Source organism: Rhodococcus sp. NPDC076796 (assembly GCF_040702765.1).
GTDB lineage: Bacteria > Actinomycetota > Actinomycetes > Mycobacteriales > Mycobacteriaceae > Rhodococcoides.
In genome coordinates this window covers 589,393-607,161 of record NZ_JBFBMS010000002.1, presented here as the reverse complement: position 1 = coordinate 607,161, position 17,769 = coordinate 589,393, and the positions used below count along the sequence as shown (strand labels likewise).

The 17,769-nt window shown below is 63.2% G+C and carries 16 protein-coding genes; 9 read left to right on the top strand and 7 right to left on the bottom strand.

The window, feature by feature from the left end:
• From AB0366_RS08135 to tgt, 4 genes are all read left to right on the top strand, one after another.
• Window positions 1–2,289, top strand: coding sequence for an MMPL family transporter (locus AB0366_RS08135; RefSeq protein WP_366243404.1), 2,289 nt, complete (start codon window positions 1–3; stop codon window positions 2,287–2,289).
• Between the two features lie 92 nt (window positions 2,290–2,381).
• Window positions 2,382–4,112 (top strand): ABC transporter ATP-binding protein, encoded by a 1,731-nt coding sequence (locus AB0366_RS08130; protein WP_366243403.1) that lies wholly within the window; start codon window positions 2,382–2,384, stop codon window positions 4,110–4,112.
• Between the two features lie 8 nt (window positions 4,113–4,120).
• Complete coding sequence (locus AB0366_RS08125; protein ID WP_366243823.1) at window positions 4,121–6,061, top strand: ABC transporter ATP-binding protein; 1,941 nt, start codon at window positions 4,121–4,123, stop codon at window positions 6,059–6,061.
• A gap of 48 nt (window positions 6,062–6,109) precedes the next feature.
• Window positions 6,110–7,348, top strand: coding sequence for a tRNA guanosine(34) transglycosylase Tgt (gene tgt / locus AB0366_RS08120; RefSeq protein WP_094668999.1), 1,239 nt, complete (start codon window positions 6,110–6,112; stop codon window positions 7,346–7,348).
• Here the strand turns inward: tgt and AB0366_RS08115 are convergent.
• The 3 genes from AB0366_RS08115 to AB0366_RS08105 form a co-directional block, all read right to left on the bottom strand.
• Complete coding sequence (locus AB0366_RS08115; RefSeq protein WP_366243402.1) at window positions 7,302–7,988, bottom strand: pyridoxamine 5'-phosphate oxidase family protein; 687 nt, start codon at window positions 7,986–7,988, stop codon at window positions 7,302–7,304. The two genes, tgt and AB0366_RS08115, sit on opposite strands and share 47 nt — an antisense overlap.
• 105 nt (window positions 7,989–8,093) lie before the next feature.
• The gene (locus tag AB0366_RS08110; protein ID WP_366243401.1) at window positions 8,094–9,116 is read right to left on the bottom strand and encodes an ABC transporter substrate-binding protein; all 1,023 of its coding nucleotides are present in this window, start codon (window positions 9,114–9,116) and stop codon (window positions 8,094–8,096) included.
• A 37-nt stretch (window positions 9,117–9,153) separates the two neighbouring features.
• Window positions 9,154–9,969, bottom strand: a complete 816-nt coding sequence (locus AB0366_RS08105) for a siderophore-interacting protein (protein WP_366243400.1) — start codon at window positions 9,967–9,969, stop codon at window positions 9,154–9,156.
• Between the two features lie 248 nt (window positions 9,970–10,217).
• Between AB0366_RS08105 and AB0366_RS08100 the strand changes: the two genes are divergently transcribed.
• The 4 genes from AB0366_RS08100 to AB0366_RS08085 all read left to right on the top strand — a co-directional run bounded on the left by AB0366_RS08100 (window position 10,218) and on the right by AB0366_RS08085 (window position 13,959).
• Window positions 10,218–10,937 (top strand): VIT family protein, encoded by a 720-nt coding sequence (locus AB0366_RS08100; RefSeq protein ID WP_366243399.1) that lies wholly within the window; start codon window positions 10,218–10,220, stop codon window positions 10,935–10,937.
• Window positions 10,938–11,064: 127 nt separating this feature from the next.
• A complete protein-coding gene (locus AB0366_RS08095) occupies window positions 11,065–11,919 on the top strand; it encodes a tryptophan 2,3-dioxygenase family protein (protein WP_366243398.1) in 855 nt (284 codons plus the stop codon).
• On the top strand, window positions 11,919–13,127 hold the full coding sequence (locus tag AB0366_RS08090) for an aminotransferase class V-fold PLP-dependent enzyme (RefSeq protein ID WP_366243821.1): 1,209 nt from the start codon (window positions 11,919–11,921) through the stop codon (window positions 13,125–13,127). Before AB0366_RS08095 ends, AB0366_RS08090 begins: the two co-directional genes overlap by 1 nt.
• Window positions 13,108–13,959, top strand: a complete 852-nt coding sequence (locus AB0366_RS08085) for a PaaX family transcriptional regulator C-terminal domain-containing protein (RefSeq protein ID WP_366243397.1) — start codon at window positions 13,108–13,110, stop codon at window positions 13,957–13,959. Before AB0366_RS08090 ends, AB0366_RS08085 begins: the two co-directional genes overlap by 20 nt.
• On the opposite strand, the gene AB0366_RS08080 is transcribed toward AB0366_RS08085, so the two are convergent.
• The 4 genes from AB0366_RS08080 to AB0366_RS08065 all read right to left on the bottom strand — a co-directional run bounded on the left by AB0366_RS08080 (window position 13,919) and on the right by AB0366_RS08065 (window position 16,889).
• Window positions 13,919–14,668, bottom strand: coding sequence for a queuosine precursor transporter (locus AB0366_RS08080; RefSeq protein WP_366243396.1), 750 nt, complete (start codon window positions 14,666–14,668; stop codon window positions 13,919–13,921). The two genes, AB0366_RS08085 and AB0366_RS08080, sit on opposite strands and share 41 nt — an antisense overlap.
• A 77-nt stretch (window positions 14,669–14,745) precedes the next feature.
• Window positions 14,746–15,576 carry a hypothetical protein gene (locus AB0366_RS08075; RefSeq protein ID WP_366243395.1) on the bottom strand — a complete coding sequence of 277 codons (831 nt, stop codon included), beginning with the start codon at window positions 15,574–15,576 and terminating at the stop codon, window positions 14,746–14,748.
• Window positions 15,577–15,679: 103 nt separating this feature from the next.
• Window positions 15,680–16,540, bottom strand: coding sequence for a tRNA glutamyl-Q(34) synthetase GluQRS (gluQRS, locus tag AB0366_RS08070; RefSeq protein WP_366243394.1), 861 nt, complete (start codon window positions 16,538–16,540; stop codon window positions 15,680–15,682).
• 193 nt (window positions 16,541–16,733) lie between these two features.
• Window positions 16,734–16,889, bottom strand: a complete 156-nt coding sequence (locus AB0366_RS08065; protein ID WP_366243393.1) for a hypothetical protein — start codon at window positions 16,887–16,889, stop codon at window positions 16,734–16,736.
• 315 nt (window positions 16,890–17,204) lie between these two features.
• Between AB0366_RS08065 and AB0366_RS08060 the strand changes: the two genes are divergently transcribed.
• A complete protein-coding gene (locus AB0366_RS08060) occupies window positions 17,205–17,672 on the top strand; it encodes a hypothetical protein (protein WP_366243392.1) in 468 nt (155 codons plus the stop codon).
• Window positions 17,673–17,769 lie beyond the last annotated feature (97 nt).

Genomic DNA, 17,769 nt, shown 5'->3' with positions numbered 1-17,769 from the left:
GTGGCCACCTATCTCTACCGAATCGGAAGATTCGCGTACCGACGCAAGGGCATCGTCCTCGGACTGTGGCTGGCGATTCTGGTTCTCGCCGGAGTCGGCGCAGCGACGCTGTCCGGTCCCACAGCCAACTCGTTCAACATCCCGGGCACACCGGCGCAGGCCGCACTGGACCTGCAGGAGGAGCGATTCGGCAACGCCGAGGATCCGCTCACCGCAGTCAACGCCGAGTACGTGTTCCAGGCGCCCGACGGGCAGACGCTGGACACCCCGCAGTACACCTCGGCCATCGATGCCACCATCGCCGAGATCGAGAAGGTGGACGCCGCGAAGCCCGCGGAAGGTGCTCCGCCGCTGGCGAATCCGGTCGCTGCAAATCAGTCCACCATCGAGCGATACACCGAGGCGGCAGCGGAGGCAGGTACCCCGGCCGACGAGGTTGCAGCCGACGCCGCAGCCACTTCACCGCTGAGCCCCAACGGCAACGTCGGAACGGTCACCGTGCCGATCAACGTCGAGCTCGCCGACGTCACCGACCAGATCCGAACCGAACTCGACGAGGCCGCACAGCCGGCCCGTGACGCCGGATTGACCGTCCTGCTCGGCGGAACCGTCGCGCAGGACACCGCCCCGCCCGGCGGAACGTCGGAACTCGTCGGTCTGGCCGTGGCCGCCGTCGTGCTGCTCATCATGTTCGGCTCCGCCGCTGCCGCCAGCCTGCCGCTCATCACCGCCATCGTCGGAATCGGCATCTCGAGCCTGGCGATCACCACCGCATCCGGCTTCGCCGACCTGTCGACGTTCACACCGGTGCTCGCCATCATGATCGGTCTGGCCGTCGCGATCGACTACTCCCTGTTCATTCTGGCTCGCTACAGACACGAGCTGACGCTCACCGACGACCGTGAGGAAGCCGTCGGCCGGTCGGTGGGAACGGCAGGCTCGGCCGTCGTGTTCGCCGGTGCCACCGTGCTGATCGCCCTCGTCGCACTGCGCGTCGTCGGCATTCCGTTCCTGTCGCAGATGGGTCTGGCAGCCGGATTCGCAGTGTTCATCGCGGTCCTCATCGCCCTGACGTTCCTGCCCGCCATGCTCGGCCTCTACAAGAACAAGGCCTTCGCAGGCAAGATCAAGTTCGTCAACACTGCCGACCCGGAATCTCCCGATGCCAAGCCCACCAACGGACTTCGGTGGGCCAGGTTCCTGGTCAAGCGGCCCGCGGTGGGACTCATCGGCGGCATCGTTCTGCTCGGCGTCATCGCAGGCCCGGCCACCGGACTGTCGCTGGCTCTGCCATCGATCGCCACGTCGGATCCGTCCACGCCCGCGCGTCAGGCCTACGACATCGTCGACGAGGGCTTCGGACCGGGACGCAACGGACCTCTGCTGGTCATCGCCGACGCGTCGAATGTGGCCGAGGCCGATCGGACTGCGTCGTTCGGCAAGGTCGTCGAGGCCGTCGTCGAGCAGTCGGACGTCACGAACGCGCAGATCATCGCCGTCAACCCGGCCGGTGACACCGCGCAGATTCTCGTCACGCCGTCGTCCTCGCCGAACAGTGAGCAGACGAAGGATTTGGTGGCGAACCTGCGGGACGCCGAACCGGGCGTGCTGGCCAGCGACGGCGTCTCCTACGGCGTTACCGGACAGACGGCGCTCGAGTTGGACGTCTCCGAACGACTGCAGGACGCGTTGATTCCGTACCTGGCAGTGGTTGTCGGCCTGGCCTTCGTGTTGCTGATGCTGGTGTTCCGCTCCATCCTGGTGCCGCTGACCGCAACACTGGGCTTCCTGCTCAGTGTCCTCGCGACTTTCGGTGCCACGGTGTTCATCTTCCAAGAGGGTGGGCTCGGCCTGATCTCCAATCCGCAGCCGATCGTCAGCTTCATGCCGATCTTCCTGATCGGTGTCGTGTTCGGCCTGGCGATGGACTACCAGGTGTTCCTCGTCTCGCGAATGCGTGAGGAGTTCGTCCATGGTGCCGCCGCCAAGGATGCCGTCGTCAACGGCTTCAAGTACGGCGCACGCGTGGTCACTTCGGCAGCGATCATCATGATCTCGGTGTTCGCCGCGTTCATCGCCGAGCCGGACTCGTTCATCAAGTCCATCGGATTCGCGCTCGCCGCCGCCGTGTTCTTCGACGCGTTCGTCGTGCGTATGGTGCTGATTCCGTCCGTGATGGCGCTGCTCGGCGACAAGGCCTGGTGGCTGCCGAAGTGGCTGGACAAGGTTCTGCCGGACGTCGACATCGAAGGTGCCAAGCTCAAGACGGCACCGGAGAAGACCGCGTAATTCTCGACTGCAGCCGGTCGGCCGAAGATTGCCCGCAACACTCGAAAAACGGAGAGACTGTTATCCATGTGTACGAGTAATCTTCGGCCATCATGCTGATCCCCCTGCTGCGCACGTATCTGGCTCCGTACAAGATGCCGATCGTCGCGCTGATTCTGCTCCAACTGGTCGCCACGCTGGCGGCACTGTTCCTACCCAGCCTCAATGCCGACATCATCGACAAGGGCGTCACCACCGGCGACACGGGCTACATCCTCTCCGCCGGCGGAGTGATGCTGATGGTCTCGGCGGTGCAGATCATCAGCTCGGTGGCCGCGGTGTTCATCGGTGCTCGCACGGCCATGAGTGTCGGACGTGACCTGCGCGGTTCGATCCTGCACCGCGTCGGTACATTCTCGGCTCGTGAGGTCGGCCAGTTCGGTGCGCCGTCGCTGATCACCCGCAACACCAACGACGTTCAGCAGGTGCAGTTGGTGATCGTCATGGGATTCACCATCGTGGTGATGGCCCCCATCATGTGCGTCGGTGGCATCGTGATGTCGCTGCGCGAGGACCTCGGGTTGTCCTGGATCCTGATGATCGCGGTGCCCGGGCTCGCGATCTCCATGGGCCTGATCATCATCAAGATGGTGCCAGCGTTCCGCTCGATGCAGAAGCGTATCGACGCAGTCAATCGTGTTCTGCGTGAGCAGATCACCGGAATCCGCGTGGTACGAGCGTTCGTTCGCGAGGATTTCGAGATCGACCGGTTCGGAGCGGCCAACACCGCGCTCACCGACACTGCTCTCCGCGTCGGACGGCTCATGGCCCTGATGTTCCCGACGGTCATGCTCATCAGCAACGTCACCAGTGTTGCCGTCATCTGGTTCGGCGGCCACGCGATCGACGACGGTACGATGCAGATCGGCTCTCTCACAGCACTTCTGAGCTACATCATGCTGATCCTCATGTCGGTGATGATGGCCTCGTTCATCGCGATGATGGTTCCCCGCGCGTCGGTGTGCGCCGATCGCATCAGCGAGGTACTGGCCACCGAATCCTCGGTCGTGTTGCCCCGTGAGCCCAAGACGTTCGCGTCCTCGCCGGGAACCGTCGAGCTCGTGAACGCCGAATTCTCTTTCCCCGGAGCCGAATATCCGGTGCTGTGCGGGGTGAATCTCGAGGCCGAGGCCGGCAAGGTCACCGCCATCATCGGCGGCACCGGCTCGGGAAAGTCCACTCTCGTCAATCTGATTCCGCGACTCATCGACGTCACCGGCGGTGAGGTGCGGATCGGCGGAGTCGACATCCGCGAACTCGATCTGGACCTGCTGCGCTCCGAGATCGGTCTGATCCCGCAGAAGCCGTACCTGTTCTCGGGCACCATCGCGAGCAACCTGCGCTACGGCAAATCCGACGCCACCGACGAAGAACTGTGGGAGGCACTCGAGATCGCCCAGGGAGCCGACTTCGTTCGCGCCATGCCCGAGGGATTGGAAACACCCGTCGCGCAGGGCGGTACGACGGTCTCCGGCGGTCAGCGGCAACGCCTCGCCATCGCCCGCGCGTTGGTCCGCAAACCCAGCATCTATCTGTTCGACGACTCGTTCTCCGCACTGGACCTCACCACCGACGCCAATCTGCGCGCGGCTCTGAAGGCAGTGACGCGAGATGCCTGCATGATCGTTGTCGCTCAACGCGTCTCGACCATCATCGATGCCGATCAGATACTCGTACTCGACGACGGAAAGCCGGTAGGTGTGGGTACCCACGACCAATTGATGGCCGATTGCCCCACCTACGCCGAGATCGTCGACTCGCAGCACGCCGTGGGTGCACTGTGACCGCGCAGGTGGAGAAGACGGAAGAGGAGGACACCGCCCCCGTCGCCAAAACTGTGAAGCCGGGAACCAAGGCCCGCGACTTCAAGGGCTCGTTCAAGCGACTGATCGGCCTGCTCGCTCCCGAGCGAGTGTTCCTGTCGATCATGCTGGCGTTCGGTATCGCCAGCACCGTGCTGACCGTCGCCGCGCCCAGCGTCCTCGGACATGCGACCGACCTCATCTTCAACGGTGTCGTCGGCCGCGAGCTCGATCCGGGTCTGACCAGAGAACAGGCCATCGACCAGCTGCGGGCGGAAGGGAACGACTCCGTCGCAGATCTGGTGTCCGGGACGGACCTGACTCCAGGAGCCGGAATCGACTTCGGCGCAGTCGGAACCGTGCTGATGTGGGTACTGGTTCTGTATGTGCTGTCGGCGGTGCTGGCCTGGGCGCAGGGATACATCCTCAACATCGCGCTGCAGCGTCGAATCCTGTTGCTGCGCGGCAGCGTCGAAGCGAAGGTGCATCGACTGCCGCTGAAGTACTTCGACAACAATGCTCGCGGCGAGACGCTGAGCCGCGTCACCAACGACATCGACAACGTCTCGACCAGCCTGCAGCAGACGCTGAGTCAGTTGATCACCGGCATTCTCACCGTCCTGGGCATCCTCGGCGTCATGATCTGGATCTCGCCGCTGCTGGCTCTCGTTGCGGTGCTGACCATTCCGGCGTCGTTCGCGGTCACCGCCGTCATCGCCAAGCGTTCGCAGCCGCACTTCGTCGCGCAGTGGAAGCACACCGGCAAGCTGAACGCGCAGATCGAAGAAACGTACACGGGCCACGAGATCGTCAAGGCCTTCGGTCGTCAGGCAGAGGTGGAACGCGAGTTCGGTGACCGCAACGAGAAGCTGTTCCAGTCGAGCTTCCGGGCGCAGTTCATCTCCGGCATGATCATGCCCGTCATCATGTTCCTCGGGAACATCAACTACGTGGTCATCGCCGTGGTCGGCGGGCTGCGGGTCGCGTCGGGCACACTAACCCTCGGTGAGGTGCAGGCGTTCATCCAGTACTCGCGTCAGTTCACGCAACCGCTCACCCAGGTGGGTGCGATGGTGAACCTGGTCCAGTCGGGTGTGGCGTCGGCCGAGCGTATCTTCGAGGTCCTCGACGCCGAGGAAGAAGACGCCGACCCCGCCGATGCGGTACGGCCCACCGAGCGCCGAGGACGCGTCGAGTTCGACAACGTCTCGTTCGGCTATTCTCCCGACCGCCCGCTCATCGAGAACCTATCGCTGGTGGCCGATCCCGGGCATCTGGTCGCGATCGTCGGACCGACCGGCGCGGGCAAGACCACCCTGGTGAACCTGATCATGCGGTTCTACGAGATCGATTCCGGCCGAATCACCCTCGACGGCGTCGACACCAGGAAGATGACCCGCGAAGAACTGCGGGCTCGCACCGGCATGGTGCTGCAGGACACCTGGCTGTTCGGCGGAACCATTCGCGACAACATCGCCTACGGCGACCCGAGTGCCAGCGAGGAGGAAATCCTCGAGGCCGCGCGAGTGAGCTACGTCGACCGCTTCGTCCACTCGTTGCCCGACGGCTACGACACGATCATCGACGAGGAGGGCAACAACGTCAGCGCCGGTGAGAAGCAGCTCATCACCATCGCCCGAGCCTTCTTGGCCAAGCCGCTGATTCTCATCCTCGACGAGGCCACGAGTTCCGTCGACACCCGTACCGAATTGCTGGTGCAGAAGGCCACCGCGAAGCTGCGAACCGATCGCACCAGTTTCGTGATCGCGCACAGGCTTTCGACCATCCGCGACGCGGACACCATCGTGGTGATGGAGAACGGCAGCATCGTCGAGCAGGGCAATCACGAGGAACTGCTCGCGGCCAGGGGTGCCTACTTCCGCTTGAATGCGGCTGGAGCGGCGGCGCCGCAGGTGAGCGGAACTTCGTAGTGGGCTACGAATTTCCGCTCACAAGCCGCGCAGCGGCATACTGACGCGGTGAGTTCTTCCAGCTTCGGCTTCGATATCGGCACCCGGCTCGACGGTGAGCTCGGTCGTACCGGCACCATCCACACCCCGCACGGTGACATCGCCACCCCCGCGTTCATCGCGGTGGGAACAAAGGCGACCGTCAAAGCGGTGCTGCCGGAGGCGATGAAGGAACTCGGCGCGCAGGCTGTGCTCGCCAATGCCTACCACCTGTATCTGCAGCCGGGCTCGGACATCGTCGACGAGGCGGGCGGGCTGGGCAAGTTCATGAACTGGGACGGGCCGACGTTCACCGACAGCGGCGGATTCCAGGTGATGTCGCTCGGCGTGGGGTTCAAGAAGGTCATCTCGATGGACGCCACACGCGTGCAGTCCGACGACGTCATCGCCGAGGGCAAGGAACGCCTCGCACACGTCGACGACGACGGAGTGACGTTTAAGTCGCACCTCGACGGCTCCAAGCATCGGTTCACTCCCGAGGTGTCGATGCAGATTCAGCACCGCCTCGGAGCAGACATCATGTTCGCGTTCGACGAGCTGACCACGCTGATGAATACCCGGGGCTACCAGGAGAAGTCGGTCGATCGGACGCAGGCGTGGGCGAAGCGATGCGTCCTCGAGCACGAACGACTCACGGTCGAGCGCGCCGACAAGCCGTACCAGGCGCTGTTCGGGGTGGTGCAGGGTGCGCAGTACGAGGATCTACGACGCAAGGCCGCACACGATCTCGAGACCATCACCGGCGAGACCGGCAGAGGATTCGACGGCTACGGCATCGGCGGCGCACTCGAGAAGCAGAACCTCGGCACCATCACTCGGTGGGTGAACGAGGAACTGCCCGAGCACAAGCCGCGGCACATGCTCGGCATTAGCGAGCCGGACGACTTCTTCACCGCCATCGAGAACGGTGCCGACACCTTCGATTGCGTCAATCCCTCACGGGTGGCGCGCAATGCGGCGATCTACGTGCCGACGGGACGCTTCAACATCAACACCGCCAAGCATCGACGCGACTTCACCCCGATAGACGAGAACTGCGACTGCTACACCTGCGCGCACTACACCCGTGCGTACATCCATCACCTGTTCAAGGCCAAGGAGATGCTCGCCTCGACGCTGTGCACCATCCACAACGAGCGTTTCACGGTCAAACTGGTCGACGACATCCGTGCCTCGATCGATCAGGGACGCTTCGCGGAATTCAAGACGGAGTTCCTGGGTCGCTTCTATGCGTCGAAGACTGCGTGAGCTGATCTTCGAGTTCTGAAATGCGCTGTAGCAGTTCCTGTTCCCGCTCGGCCGCCTTGCGCTGATACACCTCCGACAGCTCTGCGAGGTAGTTCGCGTCGTAGCGGGGGATGATGCTGCGGGTGCAGTTCCAGTCGACGGCCTCGACGTCGATGACGACGCTGCGCTCGCAGGTAGCGGCGACGGTCATGTCGCCGATTTTTCTCAGCCGGTCCAGCAGTTCGGGGTCGTCGGCCTGCTCGACGGTGCGCGCCCGTCCGTAGAGCTTGAGCCGTTGCCGCAGAGGGTAATTCACCAGAAACAGTGCGACGCGGTCATCGTGATCGAGATTGGCCGCCGTGACGTACTGGTGGTTTCCGGCGAAATCGGCGAAGCCGAGAGTGTGATCGTCGAGGACCTGCAGGAAGCCTTTCGGGCCACTTCGATACTGAATGTAGGGCCACCCGGTCTCGGCGACGGTGGCGATCTGGAACTGATCCAACGCGCGAATCATGGCCTTCTCGCGAGTGTCGAGAGGCGTCGGGCCGTCGTCGGGACGCTCGGTCTGCGAGCCGTAGGCGGTGTAACTGCCGTCGACCTTCTGCCGCGCAATCGCAGCAGGGCCGAACATCAAGTGGTGATAGTGGTTGTTCGGCGGCATGTCAGAAGGCTGTCGGCGAGATCGTACGTTCGGGCAGTGTCACGATTGCAACCTTAGAACTGCAGGGCGGACGGCACCAGATCAGACCCCATACGAATCGAGCTGTCAGAGAAGGATTCTTCGCAGGTCGTCGATAACGGCATTCGCCCCGCTGAGGTTGTAGCCGTCGAACCATGGCGCAGAGTCGACCTTGACGGCTCGATTCGCCTGTACGGCCGACAGTCTCGACCACAACGGGCTCGAGGTCAGGGCCTGCTCGACGTCGGCACCGGCATCGGCTTGGCCACCTGCTCCGACGTAGTAGATGATCACGTCACCGTCGATGAGCGGAAGATTCTCGGCACTCACAGCGGTATTGACCTTGCTTGGGTCCGCTCCGGGCAAGGAGTTGGCGCTGGGAACGATCCCTGCCCCGGAAAGAATGTCGGCGTACAGGAATGTCGCCGATGCGGCGAGGGTGTTGTAGGAGCGCACATCGCCTGAAATGTCCGAGACCCGGACCACCGACAGGCGGAGCCCGTTCGGCCAAGCCTGCTCGAGGTCGGAACGAAGGGCGGCGACGCGCTCGTCGAGGCCGGTGAAGTTCTGCGAGGCCTGCGCCGAGAGTCCGACGGAATCGGCGACATCGATGTACTGGTCACGCCAGTACGTAAACGGGATCAGCACTGTCGGAGCGATACCGGATAATTCGGTGTAGTACTCCTGACCGATCGGTTGACGTCCGACGATCAGATCGGGTGCAGCGGCGGCGATCGCTTCGAGTTGAATGTCACCCAACGCGGTGACGCCGATCGAGGGCAACTCCTGCGATGCGGCGCTGACAAGCGTACGTAGTCCACCGCCGAGGGTTCCGGTTGCTATGACCGGGGCTCCTAGCTCGTCGAGGGTTTGCAATCCGACGTACGCGTCCAAGCTCACGACTCGCTGTGGATCCAACGGGACTACAACTGGGCCCATCGGCGTCTCGATTGTGCGAGTCGAACCACCCGCACTGTCGCCGGGATGCTCACTCGCGGAGGAGCATGCAGCGCCGAACAAGGCAGCGAGGGACAGCCCTGCAGCGGCACCGAAATGCCGGCGCGAAAGGTCATCGGTGACAGAATTGTCGTGGACGCTCAGGGAAGCCATGGAAGTTCCTTACATCGTTGGGTGGTTCGGCTGCGATTCACAATCCGGCGTTTTCGAGTGCGTCGTCGACGATTCGGGCCAGTTCGTCACCGGATTTGCCATCTGCAATGGCCTGCTCGCGGACAGTGTCGATGCGATGTTGTACCTGGGCGTAGCGCTGCTGCCATCGTTCTTTGTCGTGCCGCCAGTAGCCCTTGATATCGAAGGACCGAGGATCCCAACAAAGCTCGCGATGAAAATATTTACGGATGGATCGGGCTTCGGATGCCTCGGTAGCCACCCACACATAGCCTGGGCTGTCGGGAAGTTCGAAGTCTCGTACCGCTTCGGGAAGCGATGGGACCGGCACTGTTCGGGCTCGATCGTGCCGTGATCCATCTGTGTGGAGCCACAGATAGGAGACGTCGCCTCGCGTGGGAACGATCTGTTCATCGGCGCGATCGGGAACCGCGGCGATGACCGATGCGCGAGTGCCCGCAGGGAGCTGTTCGATGGCACGGGTCAAAGCCGGGAGCCCGGTCATGTCGGCGACCAATAGTTGCCAGTCGATATCGGTTGGAGGCCCGTACCAACCGCGGGCCTCGGAAAGTCGAAGCCGATCGCCTGGCTTCGCGCGGAGCGCCCAGTCGGCCGCGATCCCACCGTCGTGGACGACGAAATCGACATCGAGAAACGGCCCTCGTGGATCGAATGCACGCACCGTGTAGCTGCGTGCAACCTGTGCGGTGCCGTCACCGAAAAGCAGCCGTAGCCTCTCGTCAGGTATCCCGGTGCTCTCGAACTTTTCGAGTCCGGCACCCCCGAACCGAACCCTGATCATTGACGGAGTCACGAACACCGTGGATATCGTCACTGCATCGAAAATCAGCGGTACCGCAGAACCAGTCATCGACACGAACGACGCTACTTTCTAGAAACGGACGATCCATACCAGCTGGTGAGCTTAGCCTAGCCTGCCTTCTTTCGGCGGGGTGGCTCCGCGGTGTTGGCAGTCGGTCTCGGTCTTGGCGGTTCGCATCCGAACGACGACAATCGTGCAGGTGTACAGAATCGGAGAGTTCGGCGCGCGTGCCGCGTGGGAAGCCGTGACGGCTGTCGGCAATGTCTGAGCCCGAGCCGGCCCTGCACGAGCACGAGCCACACGGTGATCTGTCGGGGCGGTTGAACTGGCTTCGGGCAGGCGTATTGGGTGCGAACGACGGCATCGTCTCCACGGCCGGCCTGGTGGTCGGCGTGGCAGCTGCCACCACCGATCGTGGGTCGCTGCTCACCGCGGGCGTTGCCGGTCTCGTCGCCGGGGCGGTGTCGATGGCGCTCGGCGAATATGTCTCGGTGAGCACGCAGCGCGACGCCGAGCGGTCTCTGCTGATCAAGGAGAAGCGGGAGCTGGCCGAGGAACCCGAGGAAGAGTTGGCCGAGCTGGCTGCGCTCTACGAGGCCAAGGGGCTTTCGGTGGAGACCGCGCAGAAGGTTGCGCAGGAACTGACCGATCACGATCCGTTCGCCGCGCACGTGGACGTCGAATTGGGAATCGACCCCGACGCGTTGACCAATCCATGGCAAGCGGCCGCGTCGTCGGCGGTGTCGTTCATCAGCGGTGCCCTCTTGCCGTTGCTCTCGATCCTGCTTCTGCCTGCTTCGCAACGTATTCCGGTCACGTTCGTCGTCGTGTTGCTGGCTCTGGCGTTGACCGGAACCATCAGCGCGCGCCTCGGTGGAGCGCCGAGTCGCCCGGCGGTGACTCGAATTGTGATCGGTGGCGCGATCGCGATGGCCGTTACAAACGCGATCGGCCAACTGGCTGGAGTGGCCGGGATCTGATCGACCGTTCAGAGGAAGATCGAGGTGATGGGCTCGCTGGCATCGCTTGAAATATTTCGCACTTCTAGCGGGCGGCGCGATCGTGTAATACTCTGGCGCTATCAGTCCACCACCTCGAGGACCAACCATGAGCGTCGAAGCGAATACCCGCGCGATAGAGAAAACCGTCGTCACCGACTTCAGCGATCGCATGAGCTACGGCTCGTACCTGGACCTCGACACGTTGCTCAGTGCGCAGAAGCCGGTCAGCACCCCGGAACATCACGACGAACTGCTGTTCATCATTCAGCACCAGACCACCGAACTGTGGCTCAAGCTGGTGCTGCACGAGACGCTGGCCGCGCGAGCAGCTCTCGATGCCGACGACATCGGCACCGCGCTCAAATGCGTCGCGCGGGTCAAGCACATTCAGAAGACGCTGACCGAGCAGTGGTCCGTCCTGGCCACGCTCACCCCGACGGAGTACTCGCAGTTCCGCGACTTCCTCGGCAACTCGTCGGGGTTTCAGTCGTATCAATATCGAGCGGTGGAGTTCGTGCTCGGCAACAAGAACGCAGGCATGCTGAAGGTCTTCGAGTCGGATCCGGCTGCGCACCAATTGCTTTCGACTCTACTGCACGAGCCGAGCCTGTACGACGCCTTCTGGCAGTCTCTGGCGCGGCAGGGGTACGACGTGCCGGCATCGGCTCTTGATCGCGACGTCACCACGGCGTACACGTTCAACGAGGACCTGATGCCGCTGATCAAGTTCGTCTACGAGAACCACACCGAACACTGGGCCGTGTACGAGGCCTTCGAGGAGTTCGTCGATCTGGAGGAGAACTTCCAGCTGTGGCGCTTCCGTCATATGCGGACGGTGCTCCGTACCATCGGAATGAAGAGCGGCACAGGAGGATCGAGTGGAGTCGGATTCTTGCAGAAGGCACTCGAACTCACCTTCTTTCCCGAATTGCTCGCAGTGAGAACGGATATCGGACGATGATGGAACGCGCAGACGAACTCGACGCCCAGGATCCACTCCGCAGCTACCGCGACAAATTCCTCGGAAGCGACGACCCGTCGATCAGCGCATATCTCGACGGCAACTCGCTGGGCCGGCCCACCAAGGCAAGCGTCGAACGAATCAATACCTTCATGACCGACGCCTGGGGTGGACGCCTCATCCGCGGCTGGGACGAGCAGTGGTTCGACCTGCCCATCACCATCGGCGACGCCCTGGCCGACGCCACCCTCGGAGCCGCGTCCGGACAGACCACGATCGGTGATTCGACGACGGTGCTGCTGTACAAGCTGGCGCGGGCGGCCATCGCCATGCGGCCGGGCCGCACCGAGATCGTCATCGACCGCGACAACTTCCCCACCGATCGATACCTGCTCGAAGGCATTGCAGCAGAGCTGAATATGACCCTGCGTTGGATCGAGACGGATTGCCGCAGTGGTATCGAACCGGAACAACTTGCAGAGGTGGTGGGGGAGAACACCGCCTTGGTGGTGATCACTCACGTCGCCTACCGTTCCGGCTTCCTCGTCGACGTGGCCGCGGCGACGCGCATCACGCATGCTGCCGGAGCTTTGATGCTGCTGGATGTGTGTCATTCCGTCGGATCGGTACCGCTCGAACTCGATTCCTGGGGAGTGGATCTGGCCGTCGGGTGTACGTACAAGTACCTCAACGGAGGACCCGGATCGCCGGCCTTCGCGTACGTGCGCAGTGATCTTCTGGGCGATTTCGTCCAGCCGATCTGGGGCTGGATGGGCCGCGCCGATCCGTTCGAGATGGCGCAGGGTTACGTTCCGGCGCAGGGCATTCGACGCGTCATTAGTGGGACGCCGTCGGTATTCGGCATGATCGCGATGCAGGACACCATCGAGATGATCGCCGAGGTGGGGATGGACGCGATACGTGCGAAGTCCGTCGCGCTGACCGAATACGCCCTCGAGCTCGTCCGAGAGATGTTGGTGCCGTTGGGCGTGGAGATTGCCTCACCCGAGGATTCGACGCGACGCGGCGGGCACGTCACCATCGACCATCCCGATTTCAAGGCCATCACCGCTCGATTGTGGGAGCAGGGTGTCATCCCGGATTACCGCGCACCGCAGGGCATTCGCCTGGGTTTGAGTCCGCTCAGCACCTCGTACCGCGAGGTGTATCTGGGAATCGTGGCGATTCGTGACGAACTCCGCGCCTAGCACCGCCGGTGCCATTCTCGACGACTTCGACTCTCGTCCGGGAAGCGCCACCTCGTTGGTGCGTACCGTGCTCGGAGCCTACGTTCGTCCTCTGGGAGGTTGGTTCGCCATCGCCGATTTCGTTGTGTGGATGGACGCGCTCGGAGTGCCGCCGGAGAGCACGCGCATCGCGGTGGCCAGGTTGAAGAAGAAGGGCGTCGTCGAATCCGGTAATCGAGAGGGCCGCACCGGCTATCGCATCACCGAGCAGGCCGACGCCATGTTCGCGCGCGGCGACGGTCGGATCTTCGGGTTCCGGCGGATGGCCGACGGCGATCCGTTTCGGCTCATCTCGTTCACCATCCCCGAGACCCAACGCGCCGCGCGCCACCAGCTTCGGCGTCGACTCATCGGAATAGGCTGCGGCACAGTCTCGCCCGGTCTGTGGATCGCACCCGAATACCTCGCGGGTGAGGCGGGCGACATCATCGACGCGTTGGAGTTGTCGGAGTACGTGACGAGCTTCGTCGCCTCCGAGGTAGCGCCACCCGCCTCACTGCGCGAGAGCGCCGCCCAGTGGTGGGACCTGGCGGGCATCGCCGATCGGCATCGAGCATTTCTTGCTGCGTACGACGGTGGGTCCCTGGCTGGGAACCCCCGCGACGCGTTCGTCACGTTCGTGCCGCTGCTCGACGAGTGGCGAGTCATCCCCTACGTCGACCCGGGTCTTCCTCCGTGCATGACGCCGGAGGACTGGCCGGGGACCCGGGCCGTCGCGACTTTCGACGCGGCGCGTGAGCGCTACCTGGAGATCAGTCGGGCATGGGTCGATACGACGGTTCGCGCTTCTTGATGTACGAGATGACGCGGTACGTGATGGGCAGGACGAGGACCTCGACGAGTGTCTTCCACAGGAATCCGACGATGACGTAGTTGATGAAGTCGGTCCATGTGCTGATGCCGATGACGCCGGCGGCGATGGCGCAGAAGATCAGCGTGTCGAAGAATTCGCCTACGACGGTCGAGCCGATCAGACGCGCCCACAGGTGCTTTTCCTTGGTGCGTTCCTTGATCTTGACCAGGACGTAGGAATTGAGCAGCTGGCCGACGGCAAAGCCGGCCAGACCGGCGAGAACCAGTCGGGGGACGACGCCGACGACGGTTTCGAGTGCCTCTTGGTTCTCGTAGAACGAGGCGGCGGGAAGTTCGATGGCGATCCAGAAGCACACCGAGGTGAGGATCAGGGAGCCGAAACCGAGGTAGATCGCGCGGCGTGCGGCTTTGAAGCCGTAGACCTCGCTGAGGACGTCGCCGAGGATGTAGGCGAGAGGGAACAGGAAGAATGCGCCGTCGGTATTGATCGGCAGGATCTGGAGCGGTCCGAGCATGACGTCGGAGGAGGCGAAGAAGGCGACACCTTTGCTGGCGGCCACATTCGAGATCAGCAGCGTCGCCACGAAAAGCGCGACGATGGTGGGGTAGTAGCCCCGGCTGATGTGAGCGAACGTGGCCTGCCCAGACTCGGTGCCGCCGTTGGCGGCGGTGGGTTCGGTAGTAGTCACCGCTCGATCCAAGCACCGAGACGACGATGGACGCGAATCCCAGGGAGGGATGCGCGCCCATCGAGGCGGATCTCAGGTCAGGCGACGTGGCCACGCACGGTGACGCGGTAGGCGTAGGTGCCGGCGATGATCGTGATCGGGATGGAGGCCAGCAGACCGACCAAGAGCAGAAGTGCGCCGACGATGTTGATGCCGACCAGGGCGAGCGCGAGCACGAAGAGGGTCCCACCGTTGGACGCGATCGCCTGAGCGCTGGCTTTGATGGCGGGGATCGGTTCGTCGCCGCGGTCGATGACGAACTGGAAGGTCCACCACGTGAAGAACGTGATGACAATGCCGGGGATGATCAGCAGGAGGAAGCCGATGCTGGTTGCGATTCCGACGAGGACGCCGGCGATGACGACGGACACGACGTTGCCGAACTGGAAGAAGGACCCGAACGCGGGCTTGATCCCGTCCACCTCGTGCAGAGCGCCGCGGACGAGTGCCGCCTGAATGAGGAGCGCGACGACTCCGACGATGACACTGAAGACCAAGCCGAGGACGAAGTTGTCGGAGCTCAACACGAAGTTCAGGACGCTCTGGATGATCGCGGCGATCAGGACGATGCCGACCCAGACGAGGGCGTTGTCCTTGAACTTGTTGAAGGCGTAGCCGATGGCCGTTCCCACGGACAGCTGCGTCGGCATCGGTGACTCACCGAAGGCCGGAGGCGGCGGATAGTTGCCCTGCGGGGGCGGTGGGTAGTTTCCTGGGGGTGGGTAGTTGCCCTGCGGGGGAGGTGGGTAGCCGCCCTGCGCAGGTGGTGGGTAGTTGCCCTGGGGAGGTGGTGGATAGCCGCCCTGCGGCGGGGGATAGCCGCCGGGGTTCTGTGGATCCTTGTCGGGGTCGTAGCCGCCTGAGGTCATCGTGTCCTTCTCCCTCGGGAAGAGTTGTCGCGGCTACTGTACGTCCGATTCCTCCCGAGTTGGGCCCTGTCGCATTGCAACGTGATCTCGATCGGTTCGTGGATCAGAAAATCGCGGGGTCGAACACCCACGGTTCGCGTGGCACATGCGTCGGTTTCCACTGTTCGAGCAATTCCTCGGCGTTCTTCGCGTCGGGCACACCGAGGGAAGCGGTGATGAGCGCCCACGCGTCGGGTCGTTCGCGCAGTGTCACCGCGCCGTCGCGCTTGGCCAGGCGCTTGCCCTCGACATTGAGAGCGAGGGGCACATGCACGTACGTCGCAGGAGTGAGACCGAGGAGCTGAGCCAGATATCCCTGTCGCGGAGCGGAGGTGAGTAGGTCGTCGCCGCGCACGATCTGGTCGACACCTTGCGCGCCATCGTCGACGACGACGGCGAGGTTGTAGGCGGGCACACCGTCGGATCGGCGGAGGACGAAGTCGTCCACCTGGCCACGAAACGGGCCGTGCAGCTGATCGACGATGGTGAAGCCGGTTATCTGCGAACGTAATCGGATGGCCGGCGGGCGGTCCTTCGCTGCCTTTTGGTCTGCAGTGAGATCGCGGCAGGTGCCGGGATAAGCCCCGTCGGGCGCATGTGGCGCGGATGCGGCTTGTTGGATTTCCCGACGCGTGCAGAAACACTCGTACGTCAGCCCGGCTGCGGTGAGCGTGCGAATCGTGGCGTCGTAAATCTCCCGACGCTCGGATTGCCGCATGATGGGCCCGTCCCAATCGAGTCCGATCGCCGCGAGGTCCTCGAGTTGACGTTGTTCGGAACCTGCTTTGACGCGATCGAGGTCTTCGACGCGCATCACGAAACGTCGTTCAGTGGAGCGGGCGAAGAGCCAGGCCAGTAGTCCGGTGCGCAGATTGCCTAGATGCAAGTCGCCGGAGGGACTGGGAGCGAAGCGTCCGGCGGGCATGGGGTGATCTTAGTTTCGACGCAATGGGAGGATGCGGCACCCTCGAGGTCGACGGTTACGTGGCCGATCCGGCCATGCTCGGTCCCATCCTCAGCGCGTCGTTGTCCGGCCACCGGGCCACCCCCGGATGTGAGCGACTGAAGCAGTCGCCTGCTCGGATCGTCACTGGACGACCTGCCACATGGTGTGCTGACTAAGCAGAATCTGCACTGCCACTGGTGATCCCAGCCAGCACGAAGAAGGGCGAGGCAAGCGCACCCGCGATGATGGGTCCGGGCGGAAACCCTGCCAGCGCGGCCGTAGTGTTCCAGAAAATTTCGTAGCCGAGATTGTACAAGCCTGCTGCCATAGTGCTCTCCTTCGGTGATTCCTTCGGTCGATCGAATCAGGTGGTAGGGGTCGTGGTGGAGGCACCTGACCGTGTGGTCCTTGCTGAGACCGATTTCAGAATAGTCTGCCCGTCGTTCGGCGGTGTTCGGGTCGAACTGCCCTGTTCGCTTCGCGGGAGATCATGAAATCGAATTGAGCGTCCTCGGGCCAGGCCCCGTGGGTGTCAGTTCGCCGTTCTGTTGAGCTTGCTGGTGGTGGCCGACGTAATCGATGGTCATCTAGAAGGGTCGAAGGACACGTTGCCGACCGAGTACTTTAAAAGTACTTTATAAGTATGTCTGTGGGTGAGGTGCCGTTCTCGGATATCCAGAACAAGGGAAAAGCGACGCTGTCGGCGTGGCAGCAGTCGGGTGCGCGGCCGCTCCGTGTGACTCGGCGCGATGACGAAGACCTGGTGTTGATGACGGCAGCTCGGGCGGACCAGGAGCGAAGTGTGCTCGTGGCGGCCACTGCGATGGTCGATGCTCTCCTGCATTCCGGGGATCGAGTCCTGGTTCGCACAGCGGTCGCAGCGGCGTTCCCATGGGTGAGCTACCTATCCGACGAGGAAGTCGCCGAGTTCGTCGACGAGCTGGTGGGTTCGCTGAAGGTGGGCTCGTCGTTGGACAATCCGGCCCCGGCAGCGCACGCGATCGAAGCGTGGCGCCATTCGGCGGAGGTGTACGCCGATCCAGAATTGGCCCGGATCTTGTCGGCATCGTCCATGGGTGATGGCGGGGCTGTTCCGGCACCGCAGCTGTGAGTCCCAAGAGGGGCGATCGAGTTGCACCCCCTGCTGCAGGTGAGCTCTGGGAACTTCGATTCGCCACCAGCGAAGCAGCCAAAGGCTGGGACGAGCT